This is a genomic window from Roseateles sp. P1_C6 (genome assembly GCF_056406315.1).
In genome coordinates, this window is the sequence record NZ_JBFUAK010000015.1 from 1 (window position 1) to 24872 (window position 24872).

Annotated in this window: 23 protein-coding genes and 2 tRNA genes; 7 read left to right on the forward strand and 18 right to left on the reverse strand. The window is 70.8% G+C overall.

Annotation, left to right across the window (positions count from 1 at the left end):
• On the forward strand, positions 1–3340 hold a 3340-nt coding region (locus tag AC1D29_RS27450), incomplete at its 5' end, for a GH36-type glycosyl hydrolase domain-containing protein (protein WP_477903552.1).
• Positions 3341–3404: 64 nt separating this feature from the next.
• Here the strand turns inward: AC1D29_RS27450 and AC1D29_RS27455 are convergent.
• Entirely contained in the window at positions 3405–3608 is a 204-nt protein-coding gene (locus tag AC1D29_RS27455; protein ID WP_477903554.1) for a hypothetical protein, read from the reverse strand.
• A gap of 119 nt (positions 3609–3727) precedes the next feature.
• On the opposite strand from AC1D29_RS27455, the gene AC1D29_RS27460 reads away from it, so the two are divergent.
• Positions 3728–5254 (forward strand): glycine betaine ABC transporter substrate-binding protein, encoded by a 1527-nt coding sequence (locus AC1D29_RS27460; RefSeq protein ID WP_477903556.1) that lies wholly within the window; start codon positions 3728–3730, stop codon positions 5252–5254.
• A gap of 26 nt (positions 5255–5280) precedes the next feature.
• Positions 5281–6069, forward strand: coding sequence for a substrate-binding periplasmic protein (locus tag AC1D29_RS27465; protein ID WP_477903558.1), 789 nt, complete (start codon positions 5281–5283; stop codon positions 6067–6069).
• Between the two features lie 16 nt (positions 6070–6085).
• Here the strand turns inward: AC1D29_RS27465 and AC1D29_RS27470 are convergent, their stop codons facing one another.
• Positions 6086–7102 (reverse strand): MBL fold metallo-hydrolase, encoded by a 1017-nt coding sequence (locus AC1D29_RS27470; RefSeq protein WP_477903560.1) that lies wholly within the window; start codon positions 7100–7102, stop codon positions 6086–6088.
• Positions 7103–7235: 133 nt separating this feature from the next.
• On the opposite strand from AC1D29_RS27470, the gene AC1D29_RS27475 reads away from it, so the two are divergent.
• The 4 genes from AC1D29_RS27475 (at position 7236) to AC1D29_RS27490 (ending at position 10434) form a co-directional block, all read left to right on the forward strand.
• Entirely contained in the window at positions 7236–8186 is a 951-nt protein-coding gene (locus AC1D29_RS27475; protein ID WP_477903562.1) for a LysR family transcriptional regulator, read from the forward strand.
• A 135-nt stretch (positions 8187–8321) separates the two neighbouring features.
• Entirely contained in the window at positions 8322–8933 is a 612-nt protein-coding gene (locus AC1D29_RS27480; protein ID WP_477903564.1) for a class I SAM-dependent DNA methyltransferase, read from the forward strand.
• Positions 8930–9814, forward strand: a complete 885-nt coding sequence (locus AC1D29_RS27485; protein ID WP_477903566.1) for a DMT family transporter — start codon at positions 8930–8932, stop codon at positions 9812–9814. Before AC1D29_RS27480 ends, AC1D29_RS27485 begins: the two co-directional genes overlap by 4 nt.
• 50 nt (positions 9815–9864) lie before the next feature.
• Positions 9865–10434 carry an alpha/beta hydrolase gene (locus tag AC1D29_RS27490; RefSeq protein WP_477903568.1) on the forward strand — a complete coding sequence of 190 codons (570 nt, stop codon included), beginning with the start codon at positions 9865–9867 and terminating at the stop codon, positions 10432–10434.
• Positions 10435–10449: 15 nt separating this feature from the next.
• Here AC1D29_RS27490 and AC1D29_RS27495 read toward each other — a convergent pair whose 3' ends face one another.
• The 16 genes from AC1D29_RS27495 to AC1D29_RS27570 all read right to left on the reverse strand — a co-directional run bounded on the left by AC1D29_RS27495 (position 10450) and on the right by AC1D29_RS27570 (position 24843).
• Positions 10450–13329: a helix-turn-helix transcriptional regulator gene (locus AC1D29_RS27495; protein ID WP_477903570.1), complete on the reverse strand. Its 2880-nt coding sequence runs from the start codon at positions 13327–13329 to the stop codon at positions 10450–10452.
• Positions 13330–13525: 196 nt separating this feature from the next.
• Positions 13526–13601, reverse strand: a tRNA-Lys gene (locus AC1D29_RS27500).
• Positions 13602–13675: 74 nt separating this feature from the next.
• Positions 13676–13751: transfer RNA gene (locus AC1D29_RS27505), tRNA-Lys, on the reverse strand.
• A 34-nt stretch (positions 13752–13785) separates the two neighbouring features.
• Complete coding sequence (locus tag AC1D29_RS27510) at positions 13786–14592, reverse strand: tRNA threonylcarbamoyladenosine dehydratase (RefSeq protein WP_477903572.1); 807 nt, start codon at positions 14590–14592, stop codon at positions 13786–13788.
• On the reverse strand, positions 14592–15371 hold the full coding sequence (ybgF, locus tag AC1D29_RS27515; protein ID WP_477903574.1) for a tol-pal system protein YbgF: 780 nt from the start codon (positions 15369–15371) through the stop codon (positions 14592–14594). Before ybgF ends, AC1D29_RS27510 begins: the two co-directional genes overlap by 1 nt.
• On the reverse strand, positions 15371–15907 hold the full coding sequence (gene pal, locus AC1D29_RS27520) for a peptidoglycan-associated lipoprotein Pal (RefSeq protein WP_477903576.1): 537 nt from the start codon (positions 15905–15907) through the stop codon (positions 15371–15373). The genes ybgF and pal overlap by 1 nt, the downstream gene beginning before the upstream one ends.
• Before the next feature lie 97 nt (positions 15908–16004).
• A complete protein-coding gene (gene tolB / locus AC1D29_RS27525) occupies positions 16005–17291 on the reverse strand; it encodes a Tol-Pal system beta propeller repeat protein TolB (protein ID WP_477903578.1) in 1287 nt (428 codons plus the stop codon).
• Positions 17292–17360: 69 nt separating this feature from the next.
• Positions 17361–18848, reverse strand: a complete 1488-nt coding sequence (gene rng / locus AC1D29_RS27530; RefSeq protein ID WP_477903580.1) for a ribonuclease G — start codon at positions 18846–18848, stop codon at positions 17361–17363.
• Between the two features lie 49 nt (positions 18849–18897).
• The gene (locus tag AC1D29_RS27535) at positions 18898–19500 is read right to left on the reverse strand and encodes a Maf family protein (protein ID WP_477903582.1); all 603 of its coding nucleotides are present in this window, start codon (positions 19498–19500) and stop codon (positions 18898–18900) included.
• Positions 19497–19964 carry a 23S rRNA (pseudouridine(1915)-N(3))-methyltransferase RlmH gene (gene rlmH / locus AC1D29_RS27540; protein ID WP_477903584.1) on the reverse strand — a complete coding sequence of 156 codons (468 nt, stop codon included), beginning with the start codon at positions 19962–19964 and terminating at the stop codon, positions 19497–19499. Before rlmH ends, AC1D29_RS27535 begins: the two co-directional genes overlap by 4 nt.
• A complete protein-coding gene (gene rsfS / locus AC1D29_RS27545) occupies positions 19964–20698 on the reverse strand; it encodes a ribosome silencing factor (protein WP_477903586.1) in 735 nt (244 codons plus the stop codon). The genes rlmH and rsfS overlap by 1 nt, the downstream gene beginning before the upstream one ends.
• Positions 20699–21286 (reverse strand): nicotinate-nucleotide adenylyltransferase, encoded by a 588-nt coding sequence (nadD, locus tag AC1D29_RS27550; protein WP_477903588.1) that lies wholly within the window; start codon positions 21284–21286, stop codon positions 20699–20701.
• Positions 21283–22218, reverse strand: coding sequence for an oxygen-dependent coproporphyrinogen oxidase (gene hemF / locus AC1D29_RS27555; RefSeq protein ID WP_477903590.1), 936 nt, complete (start codon positions 22216–22218; stop codon positions 21283–21285). The genes nadD and hemF overlap by 4 nt, the downstream gene beginning before the upstream one ends.
• Positions 22215–22844 carry a 1-acyl-sn-glycerol-3-phosphate acyltransferase gene (locus AC1D29_RS27560; protein ID WP_477903591.1) on the reverse strand — a complete coding sequence of 210 codons (630 nt, stop codon included), beginning with the start codon at positions 22842–22844 and terminating at the stop codon, positions 22215–22217. Before AC1D29_RS27560 ends, hemF begins: the two co-directional genes overlap by 4 nt.
• Complete coding sequence (gene purD / locus AC1D29_RS27565; RefSeq protein ID WP_477903593.1) at positions 22841–24121, reverse strand: phosphoribosylamine--glycine ligase; 1281 nt, start codon at positions 24119–24121, stop codon at positions 22841–22843. Before purD ends, AC1D29_RS27560 begins: the two co-directional genes overlap by 4 nt.
• A complete protein-coding gene (locus AC1D29_RS27570; RefSeq protein ID WP_477903595.1) occupies positions 24121–24843 on the reverse strand; it encodes a YebC/PmpR family DNA-binding transcriptional regulator in 723 nt (240 codons plus the stop codon). The genes purD and AC1D29_RS27570 overlap by 1 nt, the downstream gene beginning before the upstream one ends.
• Between the last annotated feature and the right edge of the window lie 29 nt (positions 24844–24872).

Below are 24872 nucleotides of genomic sequence, written 5' to 3' on the forward strand. Positions count from 1 at the left end.
CGCCGATGCGCGCACGCTGCTGGCCGGCACGGTGCCGGGCCTGAGCACCGATGCCGGGCCGCTGGACACGGGCAACGACCCGATCTCGCTGCTGCACTTCGCGCTGACGCTGCCGCCCGGCGCGCGCATCACGCTGACGCTGGCGACCGCCGCCGCGCCGGAGTCGCAGACGCTGACCCACCTGCTCGACAAGCTGGCCCAGCCGGCGCTGTGCGAACGCACGCTGACGCTGGCGCACACGATGGCCGGCGTGCGCACGCAGGGTGCTGGCCTGGCCCCGGGCGCCTGGCGTGCGGGCCTGGCGCTGCAGACGCTGCTGACCTCGCAGGCCGCGCGCGACGGCGTGCCGGCGCTGGAGGGCAGCTTCCAGCGTGACGCGCTGTGGCGCCACGGCGTGTCGGGCGACGCGCCCATCATCCTGATCCGCGTGGCCGACGCCACCGGCGTGCTGATGGTGCGCGAGCTGTGCGCGCTGCTGCAGGCCCAGGGCAGCCCGCTGCCGGTGGACATCGTCGTGCTGGATGCGGAGCCGGCCTCCTACCTGGCGCCGGTGTCGCGCGCGCTGCGCTCGCTGGCCGAGCAGGTGCGCGGCCGCGCCAAGCTGCACGTGCTGTCCGACGGCGCCGTGCAGGACGACACGCGCTTCGCGCTGAACCTGCTGGCCCGCGTGCGCTGGTTTGCCGACGGCCGGCCGCTGGCCCAGCAGCTGGAGCGCCTGGGCGCCGCACACGAGCAGGCCGCCCGCGCGCGCCGCGGCGCCGGCGCCAGCCATGTGCTGTGGCGGGCCGCCGACCCGGTCGGCCCCGGCACGGCGCCGCCGGCCAGCGATTTCGATGCCGACAGCGGCGCGTGCCGCTTCGAGCTGGCACCCGGCGTGCAGCCGCCGCGGCCCTGGGTCAACGTCATCGCCAACGCGGACTTCGGCTGCCAGGTGTCGGAGCGCGGCGCCGGCATGGCCTGGGCCGGCAACAGCCGGCTGCACCAGATCACGCCCTGGTCCAACGACGCGCTGCTGGACTCGCCCGGCGAATGGCTGATCCTGCACTGCCTGGACAGCGGCCAGGCCTGGCTGCTGGGCCGCGCCAGCGCGCACCAGACCGTGGCCCACGCGCCCGGCGCGACGGCGCTGGCATTCACGCTGCCGGGCCTGGTCGTGCGGCTGCGCTGGACAGTGGACGCCGTGAGCGCCGTGCGGCAATGCCAGGTGGAGCTGCACGCGCTGCCCGGCACGGCCCCGCGCCAGCTGCGCCTGCTGGCCGCCGCGCAGTGGCAGCTGGGTGCCGACAGCGGCGCGCGCCGCAGCGTCGTCACGCGGCTGGAGGCGCCGTTGCCGTCGGAAGGCGCCGCGCCGCTGCTGGCCCTGGCCACGCAGGCCGACGGCCTGAACGGCTTTGGCGGCCAGACGGCCTGGATGGCGCTGCGCCCGGTGCGCAGCGGCGACGTGCGCGCCGAGCAAGTCCCCGAGCTGGCGGAAGACCAGGCGCTGTGGCCCTGGCCCGAGGAGGCCACCTTCACGCCCGACCTGAACCCGCCCAAGCCCTGGGACGCGGCCGTGGAGGCCAGCGGTGACCGCCGGCTGCTGTTCGATGACGAGGGCCGGCTGGTCATGCCGCACGCGCTGGACGGCCAGGCCGGCCCGGGCACCGACCCCGCCGCACTGCTGGCCGTGCCGCTGCGGCTGGAGGCCGGCCATGCCTGGCATGCCACCGTGTTGCTGGGCCATGCGCCCAACCTGGCGGCCGCGCGCGAACAGGCCCGCAGCGCCTGGCCGGTGGACCCGCTGCACCGCCTGGCCGCGCAGCGCCAGGTATGGCGGGCCTTGAGCGCGCCGGTGCAGGTGGCCACGCCCGATGCCGCCTTCGACGCGCTGGTCAACCACTGGCTGCCGACGCAGGTGCTGGGCTGCCGCGTCTGGGCGCGCGCGGGCTTCTACCAGGCCGGTGGCGCGTTCGGCTTCCGTGACCAGCTGCAGGACGCGATGGCGCTGGTGCAGCACGCGCCGGAGCGGCTGGCCGCGCAGATCCGCCTGCACGCCACGCGCCAGTTCGCCGCCGGCGACGTGCAGCACTGGTGGCACGAGCCGGCGGGCGCCGGCGTGCGCACGCATTTCGCCGACGACCGGCTGTGGCTGGCGCTGGCGCTGGCGCTGTACACCGAGCGCACCGGCGACACGGCGCTGGCCGACGAACAGGCCCCCTTCCTGGAAGGCCGAACCGTGCCCGAAGGTGCCGAGGACATCTACGAAACGCCGGGCATCAGCAGCGAGACGGCCACGCTGTTCGAGCACGCGGCCCGCGCCATCGAGGTGAGCCTGCCCGTGGGTGCGCACGGCCTGCCGCTGTTCGGCACCGGTGACTGGAACGACGGCATGAACCGCGTCGGTGCCGAGGGCCGCGGCGAATCGGTGTGGATGGGCTTCTTCCTGTGCGCCGTCATCGACGCGCTGCACCCCATCGCCGTCGCCCGCGGCGAGCAGGCGCGCGCCGAACGCTGGCGCCAGGCCCGCAAGGCCTTGTCCGCCGCGCTGGACGCCAACGCCTGGGACGGCGACTGGTACCGCCGCGGCTGGTTCGACGACGGCAGCGTGCTGGGCACGCACAGCGCCAAGGAATGCCGCATCGACCTGATCGTGCAGGCCTGGGCCGTGCTGACCGGCGCCGCGCAGCCCGAGCGCGCCAGGCAGGCGCTGGACAGCGCCTGGCACGAGCTGCACGACCGTGACGCCCACCTGCTGCGCCTGCTGTGGCCACCGCTGAAGGACCATCAGCCGCCGGCCGGCTACATCCAGGCCTACCCGGGTGGCGTGCGCGAGAACGGCGGCCAGTACAACCACGCCGCCGTGTGGGCGCTGATGGCCAGTGCCAAGCTGGGCCAGGCCGAGCGCGCCTGGGCGGCGTTCACGGCCATCAGCCCGGCACACCGCGGCGCGCATGGCGCCACCTATGGGCTGGAGCCGTTCGCGGTGGCCGGCGACATCGAGACCGCATCTCCCCATGCCGGCCGCGGCGGCTGGAGCTGGTACACCGGCGCGGCCGGCTGGCTGCTGCGCGCGGCCGTCGAATCGCTGTGCGGCGTGCGGCTGAGCGGCGGCCTCGTCAGCGTGCAGCCCTGCCTGCCGCCGCACTGGCCCCAGGCCCAGGTGCGGCTGCGCGTGGACGGGCGCAGCGTGGAGGTGCTGGTGCAGCGGGCCGCGCCGTCCGCCAGCCCGCCACCGGGTTACCGGCGCCTGGAGCCCGGCACGACGCTGCCGCTGGCGGCGCTGTCCGGCGAAATCCGGTTGTGGGTGCCCGCCGCCGAGCGCGCCACCAGCGCGCGGGCCGAGCCGGCGCTGCTGGTTTGAGGCCGGACAGGCACAAAAAAGCGGCCCCGAGGGGCCGCTCTGTTACAAGCTGGCGGGTCGGCCGTCAGGCCGTGAACGACAGGAAGAGCGCCATGACGACGCTGCCTAGCACGACGGTGGTGAACAGACGCTGGCCCACGGCCGCGTCCAGAAACTCCAGTGAGAACAGGGCGCGCTGGCTGCGGTCAGACAGCGTGCGGCATTGACGCAGATGCGTACCCAGGCTGTCCAGATGCTGACGCAACAAGTGATCGGTGGCTCGGGACATTGGGTGGGCTCCTTCGGGGTTGACCTCAACTTTAGACCTGGACACGCGAAGTTGCATTCAGAGACGGTCTCCGACGGTCGTAGGCAGCCTCCTACGCGCACTGAGGCACCATCGCGGCCATGAACGTCAGGTTGCTCCGTTTCGCCGTCGCGGCCGTCGCGCTGCTGCTGGGCGTCGCCCAGGCCGCGCCGCTGAAGGTGGGGTCCAAGCGCTTCACCGAAAGCTATCTGCTGGGCGAAATCGTCACGCAGACGCTGGCGGCAAAGGGCGTGCCCGCCGAGCACCGCCAGGGCCTGGGCAACACGGCCATCCTGGCCGCGGCGCTGCAGCAGGGGCAGATCGATGTCTACCCCGAGTACACCGGCACCATCGTGCGCGAGCTGCTCAAGCGCGAGTCGCCGGCCGACGCGCAGGCGCCGCTGGCACAGATCAATGCCTGGCTGGCACCGCTGGGCCTGAAAGCCGCCGTGCCGCTGGGCTTCAACAACAGCTATGCGCTGGCCATGCGCGAGGCCGACGCGGCGCGGCTGGGCATCGCGACGATCTCCGAGCTGGCGGCCAAGGCGACGACGCTGAAGCTGGGCCTGTCGCACGAGTTCGTCGCGCGCGCCGATGGCTGGCCGGCGCTGCAGCAGGCCTATGGCCTGAAGCTGCAGCCCGGCGCCGGGCTGGACCATGGCCTGGCCTACCAGGCGCTGGCTCGGGGCCAGGTCGACCTGATCGACGTCTACACGACCGACGCCCAGCTGGCCCGCCAGCCGGTGCGCGTGCTGCGCGACGACCGCGCCTTCTTCCCGCGCTACGACGCCGTGCTGCTGATGCGCGCGGCGGTCGACGACCAGCCGCTGCAACCGCTTGCCGGCCGGCTGCCGGAGGCGACCATGATCCGCCTCAACGCGGCCGCGGAGCTGCAGGGCCAGCCGTTTGCCGACGTGGCGCGCGGCTTCCTGGCCGGCACGGCGGCCGCAGCGCAGCCGCAGCCACCGCAAGGCTTCATGGCGCGGCTGCTGGCGCCCGACCTGGCCGCGCTGTTGGCCCAGCACCTGGCGCTGGTGCTGGCCTCGCTGGCGCTGGCCGTCGTGGTGGCGGTGCCGCTGGGCATCGCGGCGCACCGGCTGCCGCGGCTGGCGGCGCCGGTGATGGCCGTCGTGGGCCTGCTGCAGACGCTGCCGTCGCTGGCGCTGCTGGCCTTCCTGATCGCGCTGGTCGGGCGCATCGGCTTCCTGCCGGCGCTGCTGGCGCTGTTCGTCTACGCGCTGCTGCCCATCGTGCGCAACACGCATGCCGGCCTGCAGGCGGTGTCGGCGGGCCTGCCCCAGGCCGCACTGGCGCTGGGCCTGACGCCGGGCCAGACGCTGCGCGCCATCGAGCTGCCGCTGGCGCTGCCCACGCTGATGGCCGGCGTGAAGACGGCGGCCGTGACCAACGTGGGCACGGCGACGGTGGCGGCGTTTGTCGGCGCCGGCGGCCTGGGCGAGCGCATCGTCGCGGGGCTGGCCGTCAACGACAGCGCGCTGATGCTGGCCGGCGCCCTGCCCGCCGCGGCGCTGGCCATCGTCGTGCAACTGGCCTTCGACCTGCTGGAACGCCGCGCCGCGCCGGGGCCGCACAATGCGGTCGAGGCATCTCGGGACCGAGGGGCATGAACGCAAAGGCACGATGGGCTGGGTGGATGGCGAGCCTGCTGGCGGCGGGCTCCGCCGAGGCGGGCTGCAGCCGTGCCATCGAGGTGCCGATGGCGCCCGTGGGCCTGAGCGTCAGCTTCGACGGCGAGCGCGCCACCGGCATCTACCCGACGCTGCTGCGCGAGCTGGGCGCTGCCGCCGGCTGCGAGTTCCTGTTCCAGCGCGTGCCACGCGCGCGGCTGCAGAAGATGTTCGAGTCCGGCCAGGCCGATCTGCTGATCCCCGCGTCGGCCTCGCCCACGCGCGAGCGCGACGGCGAGTTCGTGCCGCTCATCCAGGTGCGCGCCAGCCTGCTGACGCTGACGACCGCACCCCGGCAGGCCGCGGCGCCGCGCTCGCTCGCCGAGCTGATCGCCCGGCCCGACTACAAGCTGGCGGTCGTGCGCGGCTTCACCTTCGGAGCGGTGTATGACCGGGCCATCGCGGCACTGCGCGCGCAGCGCCGCCTCATCGAGGAACCGGACGCCGCCGGCGTGGCCCGCGCGCTGCGAGCCGGCCTGGCCCACGGCAGCGTCATGGCGGCCACCATCTTCATCGGCACGCTGGTCGGTGATGCCGACCTGGCCCCGCTGCTCAAGCAGGTGCGGGTGGAGTCGCTGGAGGACATGGGCTGGGCCGAGAGCGGGGTCTACCTCTCCCGCCACGCACTGACCGAGGCCGACCGCCGCACGCTGTCTCAGGCCTTTGCGCAGGCCGCCCGCGCGGGGCGGCTCTGGCAGCTGTTCAACGAGCACCACCCGCCGGGCAGCCTCGGCGCCAGCATCCGCTCGCTCTGACCCCGCCCCGGCGGGCTCAGCGCACCTGGCCGCTGTAGTCCAGCGGCACCCAGCGCCAGCCGGTGCCGGCCTGGCGCAGCCGCCCCACGCCGGGGAAGCTGAAGTGCGACACGGCCACCAGGCTGCCGTCCCTGGCCAGCTCGGCGAACACGCGGGCGCGGGTCGCCGCGGCCTCGGGCTCGTCGGTGTCGAAGGCGATGGTCACCTCCGGTGACGCCAGCTGCACGGACGCGACGTGGATCAGGTCGCCGATCAGCACGAGGCGCTGGCCCTGGCTCTCCACGGCGTAGACCGCGTGGCCGGCCGTGTGGCCATGGGCCGACATCGCGCGGATGCCGGGCACCACCTCGCCGTCACGCTCGAAGGGCTTGAAGCGGCCCGCCTTCACATAAGGCGTCAGCGAGGCCACCGCGCCCTGGAAGAAGCCCTTGGCGTCGGCAGGCGCCGCATCGGCACGGGCTTGCGACAGCCAGAAGTCCGCATCCGCCTTGTCGGCGTGCACGGTGGCGTTGGCGAACAGGCGCTTGCCATCGGCCGCGAGACCGCCGACGTGGTCGGGGTGCATGTGGGTGATCAACACGTCGTCGACCTGCTCGGGCTGGTAGCCGGCCGCGCGGATCTGCGCCGCCAGCTTGCCCAGCGTCGGCCCGAACAGCGTGCCGGCGCCGGCGTCCACCAGCACCAGGCGGCTGCCGGTGTTGATCAGCCAGGCGTTGACCGAGGTCTCCAGCGGCGTCTGCTGGAAGTTCTGCTTCAGACCCTCGGCCACGCGGCCGGCCGGGGCGTGCAGGATCTGGTCGACGGGCAGGCCCACGGTGCCGTCGCTCAGCGACGTGACCTCGACGCTGCCCACCATCAGGCGATACCAGCCCGGGGCCTGGGTCTTGAGCTGGGGCGCCGCGGCCTGCGCCGGCGCGGGCAGGCTGATGCCGGCGATGCCGGCGATGGCCAGCGCGGCGGTCAGCAGCGCGAGACGGCCAAGCGCCGTCTGGCGGCGGCGCGACGGCGTGGGGAAGAGAGAGGATGAGGTCATCTGGGGCTTTCGGCTGGCGGCCCGCAGGCCGCGTCGGTGAGGGAAGTTCGGAACGGAGCGCATTGTTTTTCTTTGCGTTTCCCGGAACAATCACGCCAAACGCAAACATCGCTTGCGATCAACGCAAAGAACCATGATCGAAGCCTTCGAGACCTTTCTCGCCGTCGCGGCCGCCGGCAGCTTCTCCGAAGTCGCGCGGCGCCAGGACGTGGCCGTGTCCTCGGTCACGCGCAAGATCGACGCGCTGGAGGCGGAACTGGGCTCCAAGCTCTTCCACCGCAGCCCGCGCCGCCTGGCGCTGACCGACGCGGGCGAGCAGTTCCTGCCGCGGGTGCGCAACATCCTGGGCGAGCTGGCCGGCGCCAAGGAGGCCATCCATGCCAGCGACGCCGAGCCGCGCGGCCTGCTGACCGTGACGGCACCCACGGTGTTCGGTCGCAAGCATGTGGTGGGCGCGCTGGCCAGCTTCCTGCGCCGTTATCCGGACATCGAGGTCGACCTGCACCTGTTCGACCAGATCGTGGACCTGTCCGAGCAGCGCATGGACGTCGCCATCCGCATCGGCCTGCTGCCCGACAGCGACCTGCGCGCGACGACGCTGGCGCCCGTGCGCCTGGTCACCTGCGCCAGCCCCGCCTACCTGGCCCGCGCCGGCCGCCCCGCCAGTCCGCTGGACCTGCTGGACCATGCCTGCATCACGGTCGCGACGCCGCCGGCACCCAGCTTCGTCTGGCGCTATGCCGGCATCAACCGCAACCAGCCGCTGCCGGTGCGCGGGCCATTCCGCACCGATGACAAGGACGGCATGCTGCAGGCCGCGCTGCAGGGGCTGGGCATCATGCACATCGCCACCTGGGTCGTCTGCGACCAGCTGCGCTCGGGCGAACTGGTCGCCCTCTTTCCCGAGGAGGCCAGCGCGCCCGCCTCACCCGGCATGCCGGGCATCCACGCCGTGCGCCTGCCGGGGCGCAGCCACGCGGCCAAGGCCCGGCTGTTCATCGACCATCTGCGCGCGGAGATCGGCGACACGCCGTGGTGGGACCGCCTGCTGCGGCAAGACCCGGCGACAGCACTGCCCGCCTGATCGCCAGGACCGGTGGCGCACCGGCCTCCGGGCTTTTGCCTAGCCCGCGCGGCCGCTGCGCCTAGGCAATTTGCCCCATGAGCCCTGCCATGCCTTAGACCTACGCTGAACGCATCGATCACTGGAAAGGAAGCGATGCCAAAGCTGACCGCCACTGCCGCGGCGAACACGCGGCGAACCGTGCAGTCCTACGAAGCGTATGCGCGCCAGTACGACACGCTGGTCCACGCGCAGCGCCCGCCGCATATCCAGGCCGCGCTGCGGCGCCTGGTGCAGCGCCTGCCGCACGGCGGGTCGGTGCTGGAGATCGGCTCCGGCACGGGGCGCGACGCGGACTTCGTCGAGTCGCTCGGCGCGGTCGTGCGGCGCACCGACGCCACACAAGCCTTCCTGGACCTGATGGCGGAGCGCGGCAAGACGGCCGAGCTGCTGAATGTGATGACCGACGAACTCGGCGGCCCCTACGACGGCGTGCTCGCCATGGGCGTGCTGATCCATGTCGACCGCGAGCAGATCGATGCCGTGCTGCACAAGATCCACGCGGCGCTGAAGCCCGGCGGGGCCTTCCTGGTGGCGATGCGCCAGGGCGAAGGCGAGACGGACGACGACTGCCTCACCGTGTGCTGGCACGGCGAGCGCTTCGCCGAACGGCTCGCCGCGGCGGCCCTGTCGGTCGCGTGGCAGGCCGAGAGCGTGGGCGGCGATGGCAACGACTGGGTCAGCTTTCTGGCCAGGCGGGCGTCATGAGCCGGCGCGGCCTGACCCTGTTCATCCTGCTCAGCGTGCTCTGGGGCATCCCCTATCTGCTGATCAAGGTGGCCGTCGCGGAAGTGTCGGTGCCCTTCATCGTCTTTGCCCGCGCTGCGCTGGGCGCCGCGGTGCTGCTGCCGTTCGCGCTGCGCGGCGACGGCTTTGCCGCGGTACGGGCGCACTGGCGGCCCATCCTCGCCTTCGCGGTCGTCGAGATGATCGTGCCCCAGGGCTTGATCGTGCACGGCGAGCTGCGCATCAGCAGTTCCATGGCCGGGCTGCTGGTGGCCGCCACGCCCATCATCACCGTGGCACTGAATCGGCTGCGCCGCGACCACGACAGCCTCGGCGCCAGCCGCTTCGCCGGCCTGCTGTGCGGTCTCGCGGGCGTCGCGACGCTGGCGCTGCCGGCACTCGACGGCGACCTGGTGTCCGTGCTGGAGGTGCTGCTGGCGGCCGCCTGCTATGCGGGCGGGTCGATGATCGCCGCGCGCTGGCTCAGCGATGTCCCGGCGATACCGATGACGACGGCATGCCTGGCCGCCACGGCGCTGACCTATCTGGCACCGGCCCTGGGCAGCTGGCCCGCGGCATGGCCCAGCACGCAGTCCAGCGGCGCGATCGTCGCGCTGGGCATCGCCTGCACCGCGGTCGCCTTCGCGGCCTTCTTCCTGCTGATACGCGAGATCGGCTCGGAGCGGGCCGTCGTCATCACCTACGCGTCGCCGGCCGTGGCCGTCGCCGCGGGCGTGGTGCTGCTCGGCGAGCCGCTCGAGGGTCGCATCCTCGTCGCCTTCGCCCTCATCCTGTGCGGCTCCTGGCTGGCCACGTCGCGGGGGCCACGAAGCATGGAGACCGCGTCGCCCGCACAAGGCTAGACCGCAGCCCAAACGATCCATCACATCCATTCAACCCAGGAGTTCAATCCATGCAGAACCATGACATCTTGTTCATTCAGGGCGCTGGCGAGGGCGCACACGCCGAGGACCAGGCCTTGGCCACCTATCTGGAGAACGCCATCGCGCCGGACCACGCGCTCAGGTATCCCAAGTTCACCGGCCTGGAGAACATCGCCTACGGCACATGGAAGGACGAGATGGCGGCCGAGCTGAAAACGTTCGGTGAGCCGCGCATCGTCGTGGCCCATTCGCTGGGCGGCGCGGCGGTGCTGAAGTACCTGGCAGAAGAGCGCCGCGACTTGTCGCTGGCCGGCCTGTTCCTGGTCGGCGCGCCGTACAAATGCGCTGATGGCGACTGGGGCGGCGACGACTTCGAGCTGGCCGTCGACTTCGCCGCGGCCTTGCCCAGCATGGGGGCGATCGTGATGTATCACAGCAAGGACGACGAGTGGGTGCCCTTCTCGCACCTGGCCCGGTGGGCGGACAAGCTCCCGGGCGCGACGTCACGCGCCTTCACCGATCGCGGCCATTCCTTCTCTGCCAAGGCCTTCCCTGAACTGATCGCCGACATCCGGTCGCTGCAGCGCGACGTCGCCTAGTAGCCGACTCGTGCGTCAAGCAACGCCGGCCAGGCCCAGCCGATGCGCCGCCGCCGCGGCGGCGCCGCGCGACGGCACCTCCAGCTTGGCCAGGATGTTCGACACGTGCACGCTGGCGGTCTTCACGGTGATGAACAGCGCCGCGGCGATCTCGCGGTTCGAGCGCCCCTGGACGACCAGCTTCAACACCTCGACCTCACGCACCGTCAGGCCCTGGAGCGAGGCCGAGGGCACGCCCTCATCCGGCCAGAGTTCGACCCGGCCCCGGCTGGCCACGGTGGCGAGCTGCCCGCTCAGCGGCTCGGCGCCCAGTTGCCGCGCGATCTGTGCCGCGCGGCGCAAGGTCACGGTCGCTTCGCCACGGTCACCGGCCGCGAGCAGGGCCGAGCCCTGTCGCATCAGCGCATAGGCCAACCACGGCAGGTTGCCGACCTGCTGCCAGGCCGCGACCGCGGCGCCCCAGGCGCCCACGTCCGGGCGACCACCCAGGCGGGCCTGCTCGGCCTGGGCCGTCAGCGCGCAGGCAAGCTCCACCGAACCGGGCTGCACCAGATGCTCGGACGACTCCCGCAGCAGATCGCGCAGCGCGTCGGCCCGGCCTGACTCGGCACAGGCGCGCCAGGCATGGGCGATCAGCGGCCAGAGCAGCCGTGGCGGCAGCCATCCCCTGAGCGAACCGATGCGATGGCCGGCCTCGACGGCTGCGGCCGTTTCGCCTTGAAGCAGCGCAATCGCCATCGACAACTGGGCTTGGGCGGCAGCGCGGCGCGGCGCGTCCTGTCGAACCCCTTCGGCAGCCTCCAGGGTCTTCAGCGCATGCGCCGCCGTGGCCAGATTGCCGCGACCGACCGCGATCAGGCCACCCACCTGCGACAACTGCAGGCCACCAAGCGGCGAGGGATCCAGCTCGAGCGCTTCGGCAATCAGGTCGAGCGCGTCATCCCAGCGCCCGACGGCCATCAGCGCGCGGGCAAGCAGCTGCGCGACGGATGCGCCCATGTAGCGCGCCTGCCCAAGCTGGCGTGCCCGCTGCCAAGCCACGCCGGCGGCCTCGACGGCGGCTGCGTGCTCGCCGCGCGCATCGAGCAGATCGGCCAGCGCGACGCGGGCAATCATCTCCATGCGCCCCGAGGCACCCGTCTGCGCGTCGCTCAAGCCTCGTTGCAGCAGCACCACCGCGACCTCGTCGCAGGCGGGCCGGGTCAGCGCGCTGGACACCAAGGACTCAACCCGCCACTCGGCCTCGCCGAGTTGCGCCGCCAGCGAGTCCAGCTCATCCGCGGGCGCCCGTAGTTCGTCGACGCGACCGTGCACGGCCAGCGCGCGGCAGAGCTGGCCGAGCGCCGCCGCCCGCGTGCGCGTGGGCGCCGCGGCCAGACGCAGCGCCTCACGAAGGTCGTCCACCTCGCCCGCATGCATGCCTTGCTGGCGCATCATGGCGCGCTCCAGCAGCAGCGCGGCCATGCGCTCGCCTTCGGTCGCCGCATCGAGCTCCGCGAGACCGGCTTCGACGAGTCGCTGCCCCCGTTCGGGCTCGACGGCCCAGCAGGCGGCGTCGGCCGCGGCCTCGAGCATCCGCGCGCGGTCGACGCCCCGCGGGCGCTGCGCCGGCGCGACGCGTGGCCACAGTTCCAGCGCATGTTCGAGCATCGTCAGCTGCTCGGCATAGGCCAAACGGACCGTGGCTTGCTGCGCGGCCCGCCAAGCCGCGTCGAGCGCTCGGGCGGGGTCATCCGCCGCGCGCCAGTGCAAGGCGATGCTGGCCGCCACCCAGGCGTCCGCGGCCAGCGACGCATCGGCCTCCAACGCCTCGGCGAAGGCGCGGTGCAGCCGCTGCCGTTCGCCGGGCAGCAGGTCGTCGCGAATCGCCTCCCGGATCAACGCATGGCGGAAGGCGTAGCCGCCGTCATCGGTCGTGACCACCACGTTGGACGCGACCGCCGCCCTCAGCGCGGCATCCAGTCCATCGGTGCCCACGACGGCGGCCAGCAGGCCATGCCCGACGCGAAACCCACCCACCGCCATCGCGTGCAGGATCTCGCGGGCCTGCTCGGGCAACTCGTTCACCGCACCCAGCAGCAGATCGCGCAGCGAACCCGTCAGCCGCGTCCGCACGGCACCCGTCTGGGTGACCAGTGCCTCGGTGAACAGCGGCACGCCACCGCCCCGGGCATGGACGGCGTTTACGACGTCGGGCGCCGCCTCCTGGCCCAGCATGGCGCTCAGGTGCAGCGCCACATCGGCGCGCGACAGGCGCGGCAGCGCGAGCGTCGTCACGCCGTCTATCCTGACCAGCTCCGCCAGCTCGCTGCGCAGCGGGTGCGCTCCCGCCAGGGCCTCGGTCCGGTACGACACGAGCAGCAGCAGGCGAGCGCCGTGCAGGTTGCGGGACAGGTAGACGAGGAGGTCGCGTGTCGCGCGATCGGCCCAATGCAGGTCTTCCAGCACCAGCACCACCGGCGCCTGGGCGGCCAGGCTTTCAAGCAGCAGGCGCATGGACTCGAACAGCCGCGAACGCGCCATGCCCGGGTCGCCCTCCGATGGCGCCGGGCCCAGCTCCGGCAGCAGCCGCGCCAGCTCACGCACGCCGGCGTGCCCGATGAGCGTGACGAGGTCGGCGACCCCTCGCTGCTGCACCAGGCGCCGCACCGCCGAGACAAACGGCGCGAACGGCAGTCCCGGCTCGCCTTGCTCGACGCACCAGCCGGTCAGCACCAGCGCCTGGCCGTCGAGACGTTCCGTCGCTTCCCGGATCAGCCGGCTCTTGCCGCCGCCGCCTTCCGCGCTGATCACGATGGTGCGCATCGCTCCCACGCAGGCCTCGGCGAACGCGTCCGCCAGCACGCCAAGCTCGCTGGCCCGGCCCACCATCAGGGGACTCAGGAGGCGCTTCACGGCGTGGCGGGGGCGGCTTTCGCCGGTCGTGGCTTGGGTGCTGCAGGCATGTCTCGGCCCATTATCCCGGGGGCTTGTCCGAAGACGCGGCGGCCTCTTGGGGGTGTCCAGGCTTGCCCGCACAGGCAACAAAAAACCCCTTACGCGTTGCTTCGTAAGGGGTTTTTGCGCTACCGGACGTTGCCGGAAGCTGATTTGGTGGGCCCTGAGTGACTCGAACACTCGACCTACGGATTAAGAGTCCGCTGCTCTACCAACTGAGCTAAGAGCCCTGATTCAGTTCGGCTTGCGCCTTGCTGAGCCAGTGATTGTAGCGTGGATTCTGCTGAATCACCGCCATAAAACCTGGTGGGATGTGCAGGATTCGAACCTGCGACCAACGGATTAAAAGTCCGCTGCTCTACCGACTGAGCTAACATCCCGCGTCAAGCAGAGCCTGCCATTATAGGCAGCTTTTTACAGCTCCAGCAAGTTTTTCAGATTGTTTTTCTCAGCCGCCAGATGCAATCGCTGCAGCTCGGCGGCGGCGCACAGGCCGAAGGTCGCCGTGACGGTGACGCTGGAGCCGTAGCCGTGGCAGTTCAGGCTGCCATCCACCTCGCATTCGGCACCCTCACCTGGCTCGGGCATGTGCACCGGCTCGCGCGAGTAGACGCAGGCCACGTCCATCTTGCCCGCGCGCGGCGCGGCGTGGTGCTTGCGCAGGCGCTGGCGCAGCGACGCGAGCAGCGGGTCGTGCGTGGTCGCGCTGAGGTCGTCGATCTGCACGCGATGCGGCTCGCGCTTGCCACCAGCGGCGCCGACGGTGACGAACGGCAGGCCGCGCGCGGTGGCCCAGGCGGCCAGCGTGGCCTTGGCGCGGACCTGGTCGCAGCAGTCGATGAGGCCGTCGAACTCGGCAGTGCCGATCAGCGCGGGCCAGTTGTCGGGCTCGACGAACTCCTCGACGACGCGCACCGCGCAGCCGGGGTGGATGTCGGCGATGCGCAGCCGCAGCGCCTCGGCCTTGGCCATGCCCACGGTCGAACCCAAAGCCTGGATCTGGCGGTTGATGTTGGATTCGGAGACCTGGTCCAGGTCGATCAGCGTCAGCTCGGCCGCACCGCTGCGGGCCAGCGCCTCGACGGCCCAGGAGCCGACGCCGCCCAGGCCGACGACCGCAAAACGTGCGGTGCGCAGGCGCTGGTAGGCGGCGTCCCCGTGCAGGCGGCGCAGGCCGCCAAAGCGACGCTCCAGATCAGCGTCGAGCTGACCTGTCGTCATCACTTCAGTGCGGCCAGGCGCTCTTTGCCCGCTTGGGCCGCTTCGGTGCCGGGATAGGCCTTGATGAGGTCTTCCAGGCTGCGGCGCGCGGCCTTGTTGTCCTTCAGCTCGATCTGGCAGTTGGCCAGCGCGAGCAGGGCTTCACCGGCGCGCGGATGGTCCGGGTTGCCGGCGATGAAGGCCTTGAACGTGGCGATCGCGTCCTTGTAGTCGCGCTTGCCGTACTGCGCATTGCCGAGCCAGAAGCGCACCGAGTCGATGTAGCCGCTGGCGGGATAACGCTTCAGGAAGGCATTCAACGCGCCGACGGCCTCGGTGAAGTCACCACGGCGCACCAGGCCGATGGCGGCTTCGTACTGGCTGCGCTCGTCCGGGTTGACCTGGAACTCGCGGCCATCCAGGCTGACCTTCTGCGGCTCCAGCGGCTTCAGCCGCGCTTCGACGGACTGCGACTGGTCGGTCAGCTTGCGCTGCGTGTCGGCCAGGTCGCGGGCCAGCTGCTCGTTGGCGCCGCGCAGCTTGGCGATCTCGGCGCGCAACGCGTCGATCTGGCCGTTCAGGTCCAGCATGCTGCGGCGCAGCGGCTGGAGCTGATCCTGCACGAGCGCGTTGAGCTGCTCGAAGTTCCGCTTGGCCGCGTCCTCGTTGGCCTGGACCTTGGCGCGCAGTTCGAGGATGGCCTTGCGGGCTTCGTCATCCTCGAACAGGCCCGCGCGGGCCGGCTGCATGAAGGCAAGGCCCGCAGCCAGAGCGACAAACGACAGACGCAGACCGCGCATCACTTGTCCTTGAGCTCGACGCGGCGGTTCTTGGCCCAGGCTTCTTCACTGCTGCCTTGCGCGGCCGGGCGCTCCTTGCCGAAGCTGACGGCTTCGACCTGGGAGCCACCAACGCCCAGCAGCGTCAGCGACTTGGCAACGGCCTCGGCACGGCGCTGGCCCAGGGCCAGGTTGTATTCGCGGCCGCCGCGCTCGTCGGTGTGGCCTTCGAGGTTCAGCGCCAGGCGCTTGTTGTTGTTCAGACGCTTGGCGTGGATGTCGACGAGGCCGCGGTATTCCTCTTTGACGATGTCACTGTCGAAGTCGAAATAGACGACGCGCTTGTCCTTGACCTGCTCGGTGTACTGGGCGTTCAGGTCGACGGTGGCGACGCGCGACTCGGCGGCCGGTGCGGTCGTGCCTTGCGACGCGGTCGACGGGGGGGCCGTCGGCGTGCGCGTCTCGACCGGCGCGGGCTCGTCCAGCTTGACGGCGGAGCTGCAGCCAGCCAGGGCGGCTGCGGCGATCAGGGGGAGCGCAAAGCGGGTCAGTTTCATTCGAGTAGTCTCCACAACAGACAGGGGGCGGGGGGATGGGGGCGCGGCCAGCAGTGGCACGGGCGTGGCATTGTCCAACATGGTGCGAACTGTCAAGTTACTGGCGCGTAAATGGGCCCCATGTGGGCTCACGAACCTCAGCCAATGTGACAAGCAGCGGTGTCTTGAACTTGCCGTCCAGCGTGGTCGTCATCAGCACTTCCTTGCCGCCGGCGCGGCTGGCGTAGACGATGAGCTTGCCGTTGGGTGAGAACGCTGGGCTCTCGTCGTCGTTGGCGTCGCTGATCTGCTGGACCTGGCCGGTGCCGAGGTCCATCACGCACAGGCGGAACGCGCCGCTGGTGCGGGTGATGAAGGCCAGCGTGCGGCCATCCGGGCTGACGGCCGGGCTGATGTTGTAGCTGCCGTTGAAGGTGACGCGCTCGGCCGTGCCGCCGCTGGCGGGCATGCGGTAGACCTGTGGGCCGCCGCCGCGGTCGCTGACGAAATAGATCTTGCTGCCGTCGGGCGCGTAGCAGGCCTCGGTGTCGATGGCGCCGCTCTGCGTCAGGCGCCTGAGGCCCGAGCCGTCGCGGTTGATGACGAAGAGCTGCGTGCCACCGTCGCGCGACAGGCTGAGCACGAGCTGCTGGCCGTCTGGCGACCAAGCCGGTGCGCTGTTGGTGCCCTTGAAGTCGGCCAGCACGCGGCGGCCGCCGGTCTGCACGTCCTGGATGCGCACGGTGGCCTTGCGGCTCTCGAACGACACGTAGGCCAGCTCGCGGCCGTTGGGCGCCCAGGCCGGCGAGATGATGGGGTCGGGGCTGGCCAGCGCGACCTTGGCGCCCTCGCCGTCCGCATCGGCGATGACCAGGCTGTAGCGCGGGCCGGCCTTGGTGACGTAGGCCATGCGCGTGGCGAACACGCCGCGCTCGCCGGTCAGCTTCTGGTAGATGGTGTCGGCGATGCGGTGGGCCGCCAGTCGCGCGTCCTCGGGCAGCACGGCATGGGCCTCGCCGACCAGTTCCGCACCCTTGACGACGTCCCAGAGCTTGAAGCGGATGTCCAGCCGGCCGTCGGCCAGGCGGTTGACCGAGCCGGCGGCCAGCGCGTCGGCCTGGCGGGCGCGCCAGTCGGGCCAGACCGGGCTGCTGGTCTCGGCCAGGCCGCCAGGCGCGTCGACGCTGCGGAACAGGCCGCTGCGTTCCAGGTCGGCGCGCACGATGGCAGCGATGGGCTGGGGCGACTTGGACTCGTCGCGGAAATCGACGATGGCCACCGGCACCCGGGTGCCGCCGACGCCGGCGATGTCGATGCGCAGTTGCGCGAGTGCCGGGCCGGCACCGAAGGCGGCCAGGGCCGCAAGGCTGCGGCGGCGGGAGACGTACGCGAGAGGTTCGAGCATGGCGCGCGATTTTGCCGCAGCCGCGCAAGTTGTAACGTCAGACAAGGCCGCATCGCCGCGGCCGGGCGTTCAGAGCAGGACGATGTCGTAATGCTCGGTCTGGTTGGTCGGCTCCGCGGTCAGCGAAATGGGCTTGCCGATGAAGTCCGACAGGCCCGCCAGATGGGCGCTTTCCTCGTCCAGCATCATCTCGACGACGTTGGCCGCCGCGACGACGCGGAACTCGCGCGGCGAGAACTGCCGCGCCTCGCGCAGGATCTCGCGCAGGATGTCGTAGCAGACCGAGCGCGCCGTCTTCACCTGGCCGCGGCCCTCGCAGGTCGGGCAGGGCTCGCACAGCATGCGCGCCAGCGACTCGCGCGTGCGCTTGCGCGTCATCTCCACCAGGCCCAGCTGCGTGAAGCCGCCGACCGTGACCTTGGTGCGGTCGCGACCCAGCTGCTTGCGGAACTCGGCCAGCACCGCGGTCTTGTGCTCCTCGCGGGTCATGTCAATGAAGTCGACGATGATGATGCCGCCCAGGTTGCGCAGGCGCAGCTGGCGGGCGATGGAGCCTGCCGCTTCAAGATTGGTCTTGAAGATGGTGTCGTCGAAGTTCTTGGCACCAACGAAGCCACCGGTGTTGACGTCAATGGTGGTCATCGCCTCGGTCTGGTCGAACACCAGCGAGCCGCCGGACTTCAGCTCCACCTTGCGCGCCAGTGCCCGCGCGATCTCGGCGTCGACGTTGCACAGGTCGAAGATGGGCCGCTCGCCGCGGTAATGCTCCAGCTTGGCCGTCGCGGCCGGCATGAAGGTCTCGCCAAAGGCGCGCAGCACGTCGTACTGCATCTTGGAGTCGATGCGGATGTGGCCCGTACGCTCGTTGGTCAGGTCGCGCAGCACGCGCTCGACCAGGCTCAGATCCTGGTGCAGCAGGCTGGCCGGTGGTGTCGTCAGCGCGCCGGTGCGGATCCGCTGCCAGGTCTTGCGCAGGTAGGCGATGTCGGCGGCCAGCTCCTCGTCCGACGCATCTTCCGCGTTGGTGCGCAGGATGAAGCCGCCACCGCCGCCCTCCTCCTTGCTGCCTACCAGCACCTGCATGCGCGCGCGCAACGCCTCGCGCGCCTCGGGCGAGCCGATCTTCTGGCTGATGCCGATGTGCTCGTCCTGCGGCAGGTAGACCAGCATGCGGCCGGCGATGCTGATCTGACTGGACAGCCGCGCGCCCTTGGTGCCGATGGGGTCCTTGATGACTTGCACGGTCAGCGGCTGGCCTTCGAAGACCAGGCGCTCGATGGGCGTGGGCGGCGTGTCCGGGCTCTGCGCATGGCGGCCATGGCCAAACTGCGAGGCGCTGTGCAGGTCCGCCACGTGAAGGAAGGCCGCGCGCTCCAGGCCGATGTCGATGAAGGCCGACTGCATGCCAGGCAGCACGCGCACGACCTTGCCGAGGTAGACGTTGCCGACCAGTCCCCGTTCCAACGTGCGCTCGACGTGCAGTTCCTGCACGGCGCCGTTCTCGACCACGGCCACCCGCGTCTCCTGCGGGGACCAATTGATCAGGATGTCTTCCATCGCGAACCTTTGAATGCTGATGCGTGCCGCCGTGCAGAGGCGGCACGCATCAAAACTCAAAGTCGAATTGTTCTAGCAGCTGCGCCGTCTCAAAGAGGGGCAACCCCATGATGCCCGAGTAGCTTCCGGCAATCTTCACGATCCAGGCCGCTGCCTGGCTCTGGATGGCATAGGCGCCGGCCTTGCCGAAGGGTTCGCGGCTGGCGACATAGCGGTCGATCTGCGCGGCATCCAGCGGCGCGAACTCCACATGCGACACGTTCAAGGCCGCCGCACGGCGGCCGCCATCGGCCACTGCCACGGCGGTGATGACCCGGTGCTCGCGACCGCCCAGCAGACCCAGCATGCGGCGCGCATCGGCGTCGTCGGCAGGCTTGCCGAGGATGAGGTCATCGACAGCCACCGTCGTGTCGGCGCACAGGATGGGCGCAGGCGGCAGACCGCGCGTGGCCAGTCGCACGAGCGCCGCGTCCAGCTTGGCCGAAGTGACCCGCGCGCAATAGGCCTCGGGCTTCTCGCCGGCCTGCACGGCCTCCAGCGCTTCGGCGTCTTCATCGGCGCCGGGCAGCAGCAGCTCATGGGCCACGCCCAGCTGTGCCAGCAACTGGCTGCGGCGCGGGCTCTGCGAGGCGAGGTAGATGAAGGGCTTCATTCGCGGTGATACGGATGGCCGGTCGTCACGGTCCAGGCGCGGTACAGGCCTTCGGCCAGCAGCACGCGGGCGAAGGCGTGCGGCAGCGTCAGGTCCGACAGGCGCAGCGTCTCGTCGGCGGTGGCCTTCAGGTCGGGGTGCAGGCCGTCCGGCCCGCCGATGATGAGGGCCGCGTCGCGGCCCTCGCCCATCCACAGCTTCAGGCGCTCGGCCAGTTGCATCGACGTGCGGCGTTCGCCGCGCTCGTCCAGGATGATGCGGCGCACTCCCTTGGGCAGGGCCGCCTCGATGCGTGCCGCTTCGGCGGCCATCAGCTGCTCGGCCGTCTTGCTGCCGCGCGTCTCGGCCTTGACCGCCTTCAGCTCCAGCTTCAGTTCGGGCGGGAAGCGCTTGGCGAAGTCCTCGTAGGCCGTGTCGGCCCAGGCCGGCTGGCGCTGGCCTACCGCGACGAGCAGCAGCCGCATCAGCCCTTCTTGGGCGACGCGCGGCCGGCGGGTTTGGCGGGCGCGCGGGGCGCTGCCTTGGCGGCCGGTTTGGCGGCAGGCTTGGCCCGTTTGGCCGCCGCCGCCTTGCCAACGCCCTGGCCTGCGCCGACCTTCAGGGTCTTGACCGGAGCGGCCGTCTTCACGCCCACGCTGCGGGTCACGCCCTTCTTGGGCGCCTGGGTGCCCACCGCAGCCTTCTTGGCCACCGCCTTCTTGGCGGCGGCCGAAGGCACGGCCTTGTTGCTGACCTTGGCCGCCGGTTTGGGGGCGGGTTTGGCGGTGATCGGCTTGGAGGCCGTGCCCTTGCGCGCCGTCTTGACCGGCGCTGCGGCGGGTTCCTCGGAGGCCTTCACCAGCTTGGTCTCGCTGCTGCCGAGCTTGAGCTTGACGGGCTTGTCGCCCCAGATCTCTTCGAGGTGGTAGTAGTCGCGGATGGCCGGCTGCATCACGTGGACGACGGCAGCGCCGCAGTCGACGATGATCCATTCGCCGTTGTCCTCGCCCTCCGTGCGCATGACCTGCATGCCGCGGCCCTTGACCGTTTCACGCACGCTGGACGCGAGCGCCTTGGTCTGCCGGTTGCTGGTGCCCGAGGCGACGATGACGCGCTCGAACAGCGGCGACAGGTGTTCGGTGTTGAACACGACGATGTTCTGGGCCTTCACGTCCTCGAGACCATCGACGATGGCGCGTTGCAGCTTGCGGATGTCCATTCAGTACTTCTTCTCGTAGAGGCGGTGCGAGGCAATATAGCTCGCCACCTCGGCGCCCACCATGGGGCTGATGTCCTCGCCGTGCGCGATGGCATCGCGTACGGCGGTGGACGAAAGGGGAGTTTCGGGCAAAGCCAGCACCTGCAGCCGGTGCGCGGGCAGGCCCGGCGGCGTGACGACGGCCTCGCCCGCGCGCGGTACGACGACCAGCGTGGCCAGCGCGGTGACGGTCTCGACCTGGTACCAGGTCGGCAGCCGGGCGTACTGGTCCTGGCCGATCAGGAACATCAGCTCTGTGCCCGGGTACTGGGCGGCGAACTCGCGCAGCGTGTCGGCCGTGAAGCTGGGGCCGCGGCGGTGCAGTTCACGCTCGTCGATGACGAAACGGGGCTCGCCGGCGGTCAGGCGCTTGAGCATGCCGGCCCGGTGCACGGCCGCGGCCATGATCTGGTCGGGCTTCTGCCATTGCCGGCCGGCGGGCAGCCAGACCAGGCGGTCGGGCGCCAGCGCGTCCAGCGCGAAGCGGGCGAAGGCCAGGTGGCCGAGGTGGGGCGGGTCGAAACTGCCGCCGAAGAGTGCTAGCTTCACAACCAAAGTGCAGTCGGGGTTTCATCGGCCCAGTCGCGCGGGCGCAGGAAGTCGGTATACAGCCGCGCCTCGGGCGTGCCCGGCTCGGGCGCCCAGTCGTAGCGCCATTTCACCTGCGGCGGCATGGACATCAGGATGGATTCGGTGCGGCCGCCGGATTGCAGGCCAAACAGCGTGCCGCGGTCCCAGACGAGATTGAACTCGACATACCTGCCGCGGCGATAGGCCTGGAAGTCGCGCTCGCGCTCGCCGTAGGCATAGCCCTGCCGGCGTTCGACGATGGGCTGGTAGGCGGCCAGGAAGGCGTCGCCGACCGCCCGTATCAGCGCGAAGCCGGCATCGAAGCCACCGTCGGCAAAGTCGTCGAAGAAGATGCCACCGACGCCGCGCGGCTCCTGGCGGTGCTTCAGGAAGAAGTAGTCGTCGCACCAGGTCTTGAACTTCGGATGCAGTTCGGCGCCGTGGGCGCTGAGCGCATCGCGGCAGACACGGTGGAAGTGCTGCGCGTCGCGCTCGTAGCCGTAGTAGGGCGTCAGGTCCATGCCGCCGCCAAACCAGGTCACCGCCGGGGCATCCGGCGGCAGCGCCGCGAACATGCGCACGTTCATGTGCACGGTCGGCACGAAGGGGTTGTGCGGGTGCATGACCAGCGACACGCCCATCGCCTCGAACGGCGCGCCGGCCAGCTCAGGGCGGTGCTGCGTGGCCGACGGCGGCAGCACGCGGCCCTTCACGTGCGAGAAGTTCACACCGCCGCGCTCGAAGACGGCGCCGCCCTCGATGAGGCGCGACAAGCCGTCGCCCTCCAGCCGGCCACCGGGCTCGCGGGTCCAGCCGTCGCTCAGGAAGGCGTTGCCGTCGACCGCCTCCAGCGCGGTGACGATGCGTTGCTGCAGTCCCAGCAGATAGTCGCGAACGGCTTGTGTGTTCATGCGCGCGGCACCTTGGGCTGAATGGGGCTGGCCAGCTCGGGGCGTTTGCCCACGCGTGAACCGAGGTAGTCCGCAAAACAGGCGAAATCAGCGGGCACGTTGCCGGTCAGCTGCACAAAGCGGGTCAACGACACGAGGCGGCGCTGGAAGTCGAAATAGCACAAGCCCACCGGCACGCCGGCCTGCACGGCCACCTGGTAGGCGCCGGTGCGCCAGCCGGTCGCCAGCGAGCGCGTGCCCTCGGGCGCGGCCGCCAGCCAGAAGCGCTCGCCGCGCGCCGCGGCGGCCTGCATCTGCCGCACCGTGTCGGCCACGATGCCGTGCGAGCTGCTGCGATCCACGCCCACGCCGCCGATCCAGCGCATCCAGTGGCCGATCAACGGCGCCTTGAAGAGGCCGTCCTTGCCCCAGAAGCGCAGCTCGATGCCGATCGCCCACTTGGCCAGCAGGCCGATGACGAAGTCCCAGTTGGACGTGTGCGGATAGACCAGGATGACGCCCTGCTCCGCCGGCACGCCGGGTGCGTCCACCGTCCAGCCGAACAGGCCGAGCACCCAGCGTGCCAGCCGGCTCTCTCGGCCGTGCGGGCGCAGCGACCCGGTCAGGACGGCGGGCGCAGTGATCAACGCTTGATGGCCCGGTGGCCGATGTCCGAACGGAACTGCCGGCCGGCGAACTGGATGCCGGCGGCCAGCTCGTACGCCCGCTGCGCGGCGGTGCGGGCGGACTCGCCCAGCGCCGTCACGCACAGCACGCGGCCGCCGCTGGTCAGCAACTGGCCGTCGACCGCCGCCGTGCCGGCGTGGAAGACCATGGCCTCGTCCTCGTCGTCGGGCAGCCCGGTGATGGCGTCGCCCTTGCGCGGGTTCAGCGGATAGCCCTCGGCGGCGAGCACGACGCCCAGCGCGACGCGGCGGTCCCACTGCAGTTCGACCTGGTCCAGCGTGCCGTCCGTCGCGTGCATCAACAGCTCGAACAGGTCGCTCTTGAGCCGCATCATGATGGGCTGCGTCTCGGGGTCGCCCATGCGGGTGTTGAACTCGACGGTGCGCGGCTGGCCCTGGTCGTCGATCATCAGCCCGGCGTACAGGAATCCGGTGAACGGGTGGCCGTCTCGCGCCATGCCGGCGATGGTCGGCTGGATGATCTCGTGCATGACCTTGGCATGCACGTTCGGCGTGACGACCGGCGCGGGCGAGTAGGCGCCCATGCCACCGGTGTTGGGGCCGGCGTCGCCGTCCAGCAGGCGCTTGTGGTCCTGGCTGGTGGCGAGCGACACGACCTGCCGGCCGTCGCAGACGACGATGAAGCTGGCCTCCTCGCCGGCGAGGAAGTCCTCGATGACGACGCGCGCGCCACCGGCGTTGTGCGTCACGCCCAGCTTGTTGTCTTCCAGGATCCACGAGATCGCCTCGTGGGCCTCGTCCAGCGTCATCGCGACGACGACGCCCTTGCCCGCCGCCAGGCCATCGGCCTTGATGACGATGGGGGCGCCGCGGCCGTCCACGTAGGCGTGGGCGGCGGCCGGGTCGGTGAAGGTCTCGTAGGCCGCCGTCGGGATGCCGTGACGCTTCATGAAGTCCTTGGCGAAGGCCTTGGAGCTTTCCAGCTGGGCCGCGGCCTTGGTCGGGCCGAAGATGCGCAGCCCGCGCGAGCGGAACTCGTCGACGACGCCGGCAGCCAGCGCCGCCTCGGGGCCGACGACGGTCAGCGTGATCTTCTGTTCGACGGCGAAGTCGGCCAGCGCCTTCACGTCGGTGATGGGCACGTTCTCCAGGCGCTCGTCGCGCGCGGTGCCGCCGTTGCCGGGCGCCACATAGACCTGGCTGACCCGCTCTCCCTGGGCCAGCTTCCAGGCCAGCGCGTGTTCGCGGCCACCATTGCCAATGACTAAAACTCGCATCAGTTCAGCTCGGCGTTGTGATAGACGGCTTGCACATCGTCCAGGTCTTCGATGACATCCAGCAGCTTTTGCATGCGCTCGGCGTCCTCGCCGGTCAGCTCGATGGCGTTCTCGGGGCGCATGGTCACTTCCGACAGCTCCGGCACGAGGCCGGCGGCTTCCAATGCGGCCTTGACAGCCTCGTAGTCGGCGGGCGAGGTCAAGACCTCGATGGCGCCGTCGTCACCGGTGATGACGTCCTCGGCGCCGGCGTCCAGCGCCACTTCCATGACCTTGTCTTCCGACGTGCCGGGCGCGAACAGCAGCTGGCCGCAATGCTTGAACTGGAAGGCCACCGAGCCGTCCGTGCCCATGTTGCCGCCGTATTTGCTGAAGGCGTGGCGCACCTCGGCCACGGTGCGGACCTTGTTGTCCGTCATCGTGTCGATCATGATGGCCGCGCCGGCGATGCCATAGCCCTCGTAGCGGATTTCCTCGTAGGTCAAGCCATCGATGTTGCCGCTGGCCTTGTCGATGTTGTACTTGATGCGATCGGCCGGCATGTTGGCGGCCTTGGCCTTGTCGACGGCCAGACGCAGGCGCGGGTTGTCCTTGATGTCGGGGCCGCCCTGGCGCGCGGCCACGGTGATCTCACGGATGATGCGGGTCCAGATCTTGCCGCGCTTCTCGTCCTGGCGGCCTTTGCGATGCTGGATGTTGGCCCATTTGGAATGTCCGGCCATGTGGCTCTAGCTCCTTTGGCACATGGCGC

Bases quoted from the DNA above. Each gene is read 5' to 3' on its own strand.
- purD (WP_477903593.1), bottom strand. From the start codon at position 24,121: ATGCGAGTTTTAGTCATTGGCAATGGTGGCCGCGAACACGCGCTGGCC.
- rsfS (WP_477903586.1), bottom strand. From the start codon at position 20,698: ATGGACATCCGCAAGCTGCAACGCGCCATCGTCGATGGTCTCGAGGAC.
- rlmH (WP_477903584.1), bottom strand. From the start codon at position 19,964: ATGCGGCTGCTGCTCGTCGCGGTAGGCCAGCGCCAGCCGGCCTGGGCC.
- AC1D29_RS27480 (WP_477903564.1), top strand. From the start codon at position 8,322: ATGCCAAAGCTGACCGCCACTGCCGCGGCGAACACGCGGCGAACCGTG.
- pal (WP_477903576.1), bottom strand. From the start codon at position 15,907: ATGAAACTGACCCGCTTTGCGCTCCCCCTGATCGCCGCAGCCGCCCTG.
- AC1D29_RS27485 (WP_477903566.1), top strand. From the start codon at position 8,930: ATGAGCCGGCGCGGCCTGACCCTGTTCATCCTGCTCAGCGTGCTCTGG.
- tolB (WP_477903578.1), bottom strand. From the start codon at position 17,291: ATGCTCGAACCTCTCGCGTACGTCTCCCGCCGCCGCAGCCTTGCGGCC.
- AC1D29_RS27570 (WP_477903595.1), bottom strand. From the start codon at position 24,843: ATGGCCGGACATTCCAAATGGGCCAACATCCAGCATCGCAAAGGCCGC.
- AC1D29_RS27535 (WP_477903582.1), bottom strand. From the start codon at position 19,500: ATGAAGCCCTTCATCTACCTCGCCTCGCAGAGCCCGCGCCGCAGCCAG.
- AC1D29_RS27470 (WP_477903560.1), bottom strand. From the start codon at position 7,102: ATGACCTCATCCTCTCTCTTCCCCACGCCGTCGCGCCGCCGCCAGACG.
- AC1D29_RS27455 (WP_477903554.1), bottom strand. From the start codon at position 3,608: ATGTCCCGAGCCACCGATCACTTGTTGCGTCAGCATCTGGACAGCCTG.
- AC1D29_RS27475 (WP_477903562.1), top strand. From the start codon at position 7,236: ATGATCGAAGCCTTCGAGACCTTTCTCGCCGTCGCGGCCGCCGGCAGC.
- hemF (WP_477903590.1), bottom strand. From the start codon at position 22,218: ATGAACACACAAGCCGTTCGCGACTATCTGCTGGGACTGCAGCAACGC.
- AC1D29_RS27490 (WP_477903568.1), top strand. From the start codon at position 9,865: ATGCAGAACCATGACATCTTGTTCATTCAGGGCGCTGGCGAGGGCGCA.
- AC1D29_RS27465 (WP_477903558.1), top strand. From the start codon at position 5,281: ATGGCGAGCCTGCTGGCGGCGGGCTCCGCCGAGGCGGGCTGCAGCCGT.
- rng (WP_477903580.1), bottom strand. From the start codon at position 18,848: ATGGAAGACATCCTGATCAATTGGTCCCCGCAGGAGACGCGGGTGGCC.
- AC1D29_RS27510 (WP_477903572.1), bottom strand. From the start codon at position 14,592: ATGACGACAGGTCAGCTCGACGCTGATCTGGAGCGTCGCTTTGGCGGC.
- AC1D29_RS27460 (WP_477903556.1), top strand. From the start codon at position 3,728: ATGAACGTCAGGTTGCTCCGTTTCGCCGTCGCGGCCGTCGCGCTGCTG.
- ybgF (WP_477903574.1), bottom strand. From the start codon at position 15,371: ATGCGCGGTCTGCGTCTGTCGTTTGTCGCTCTGGCTGCGGGCCTTGCC.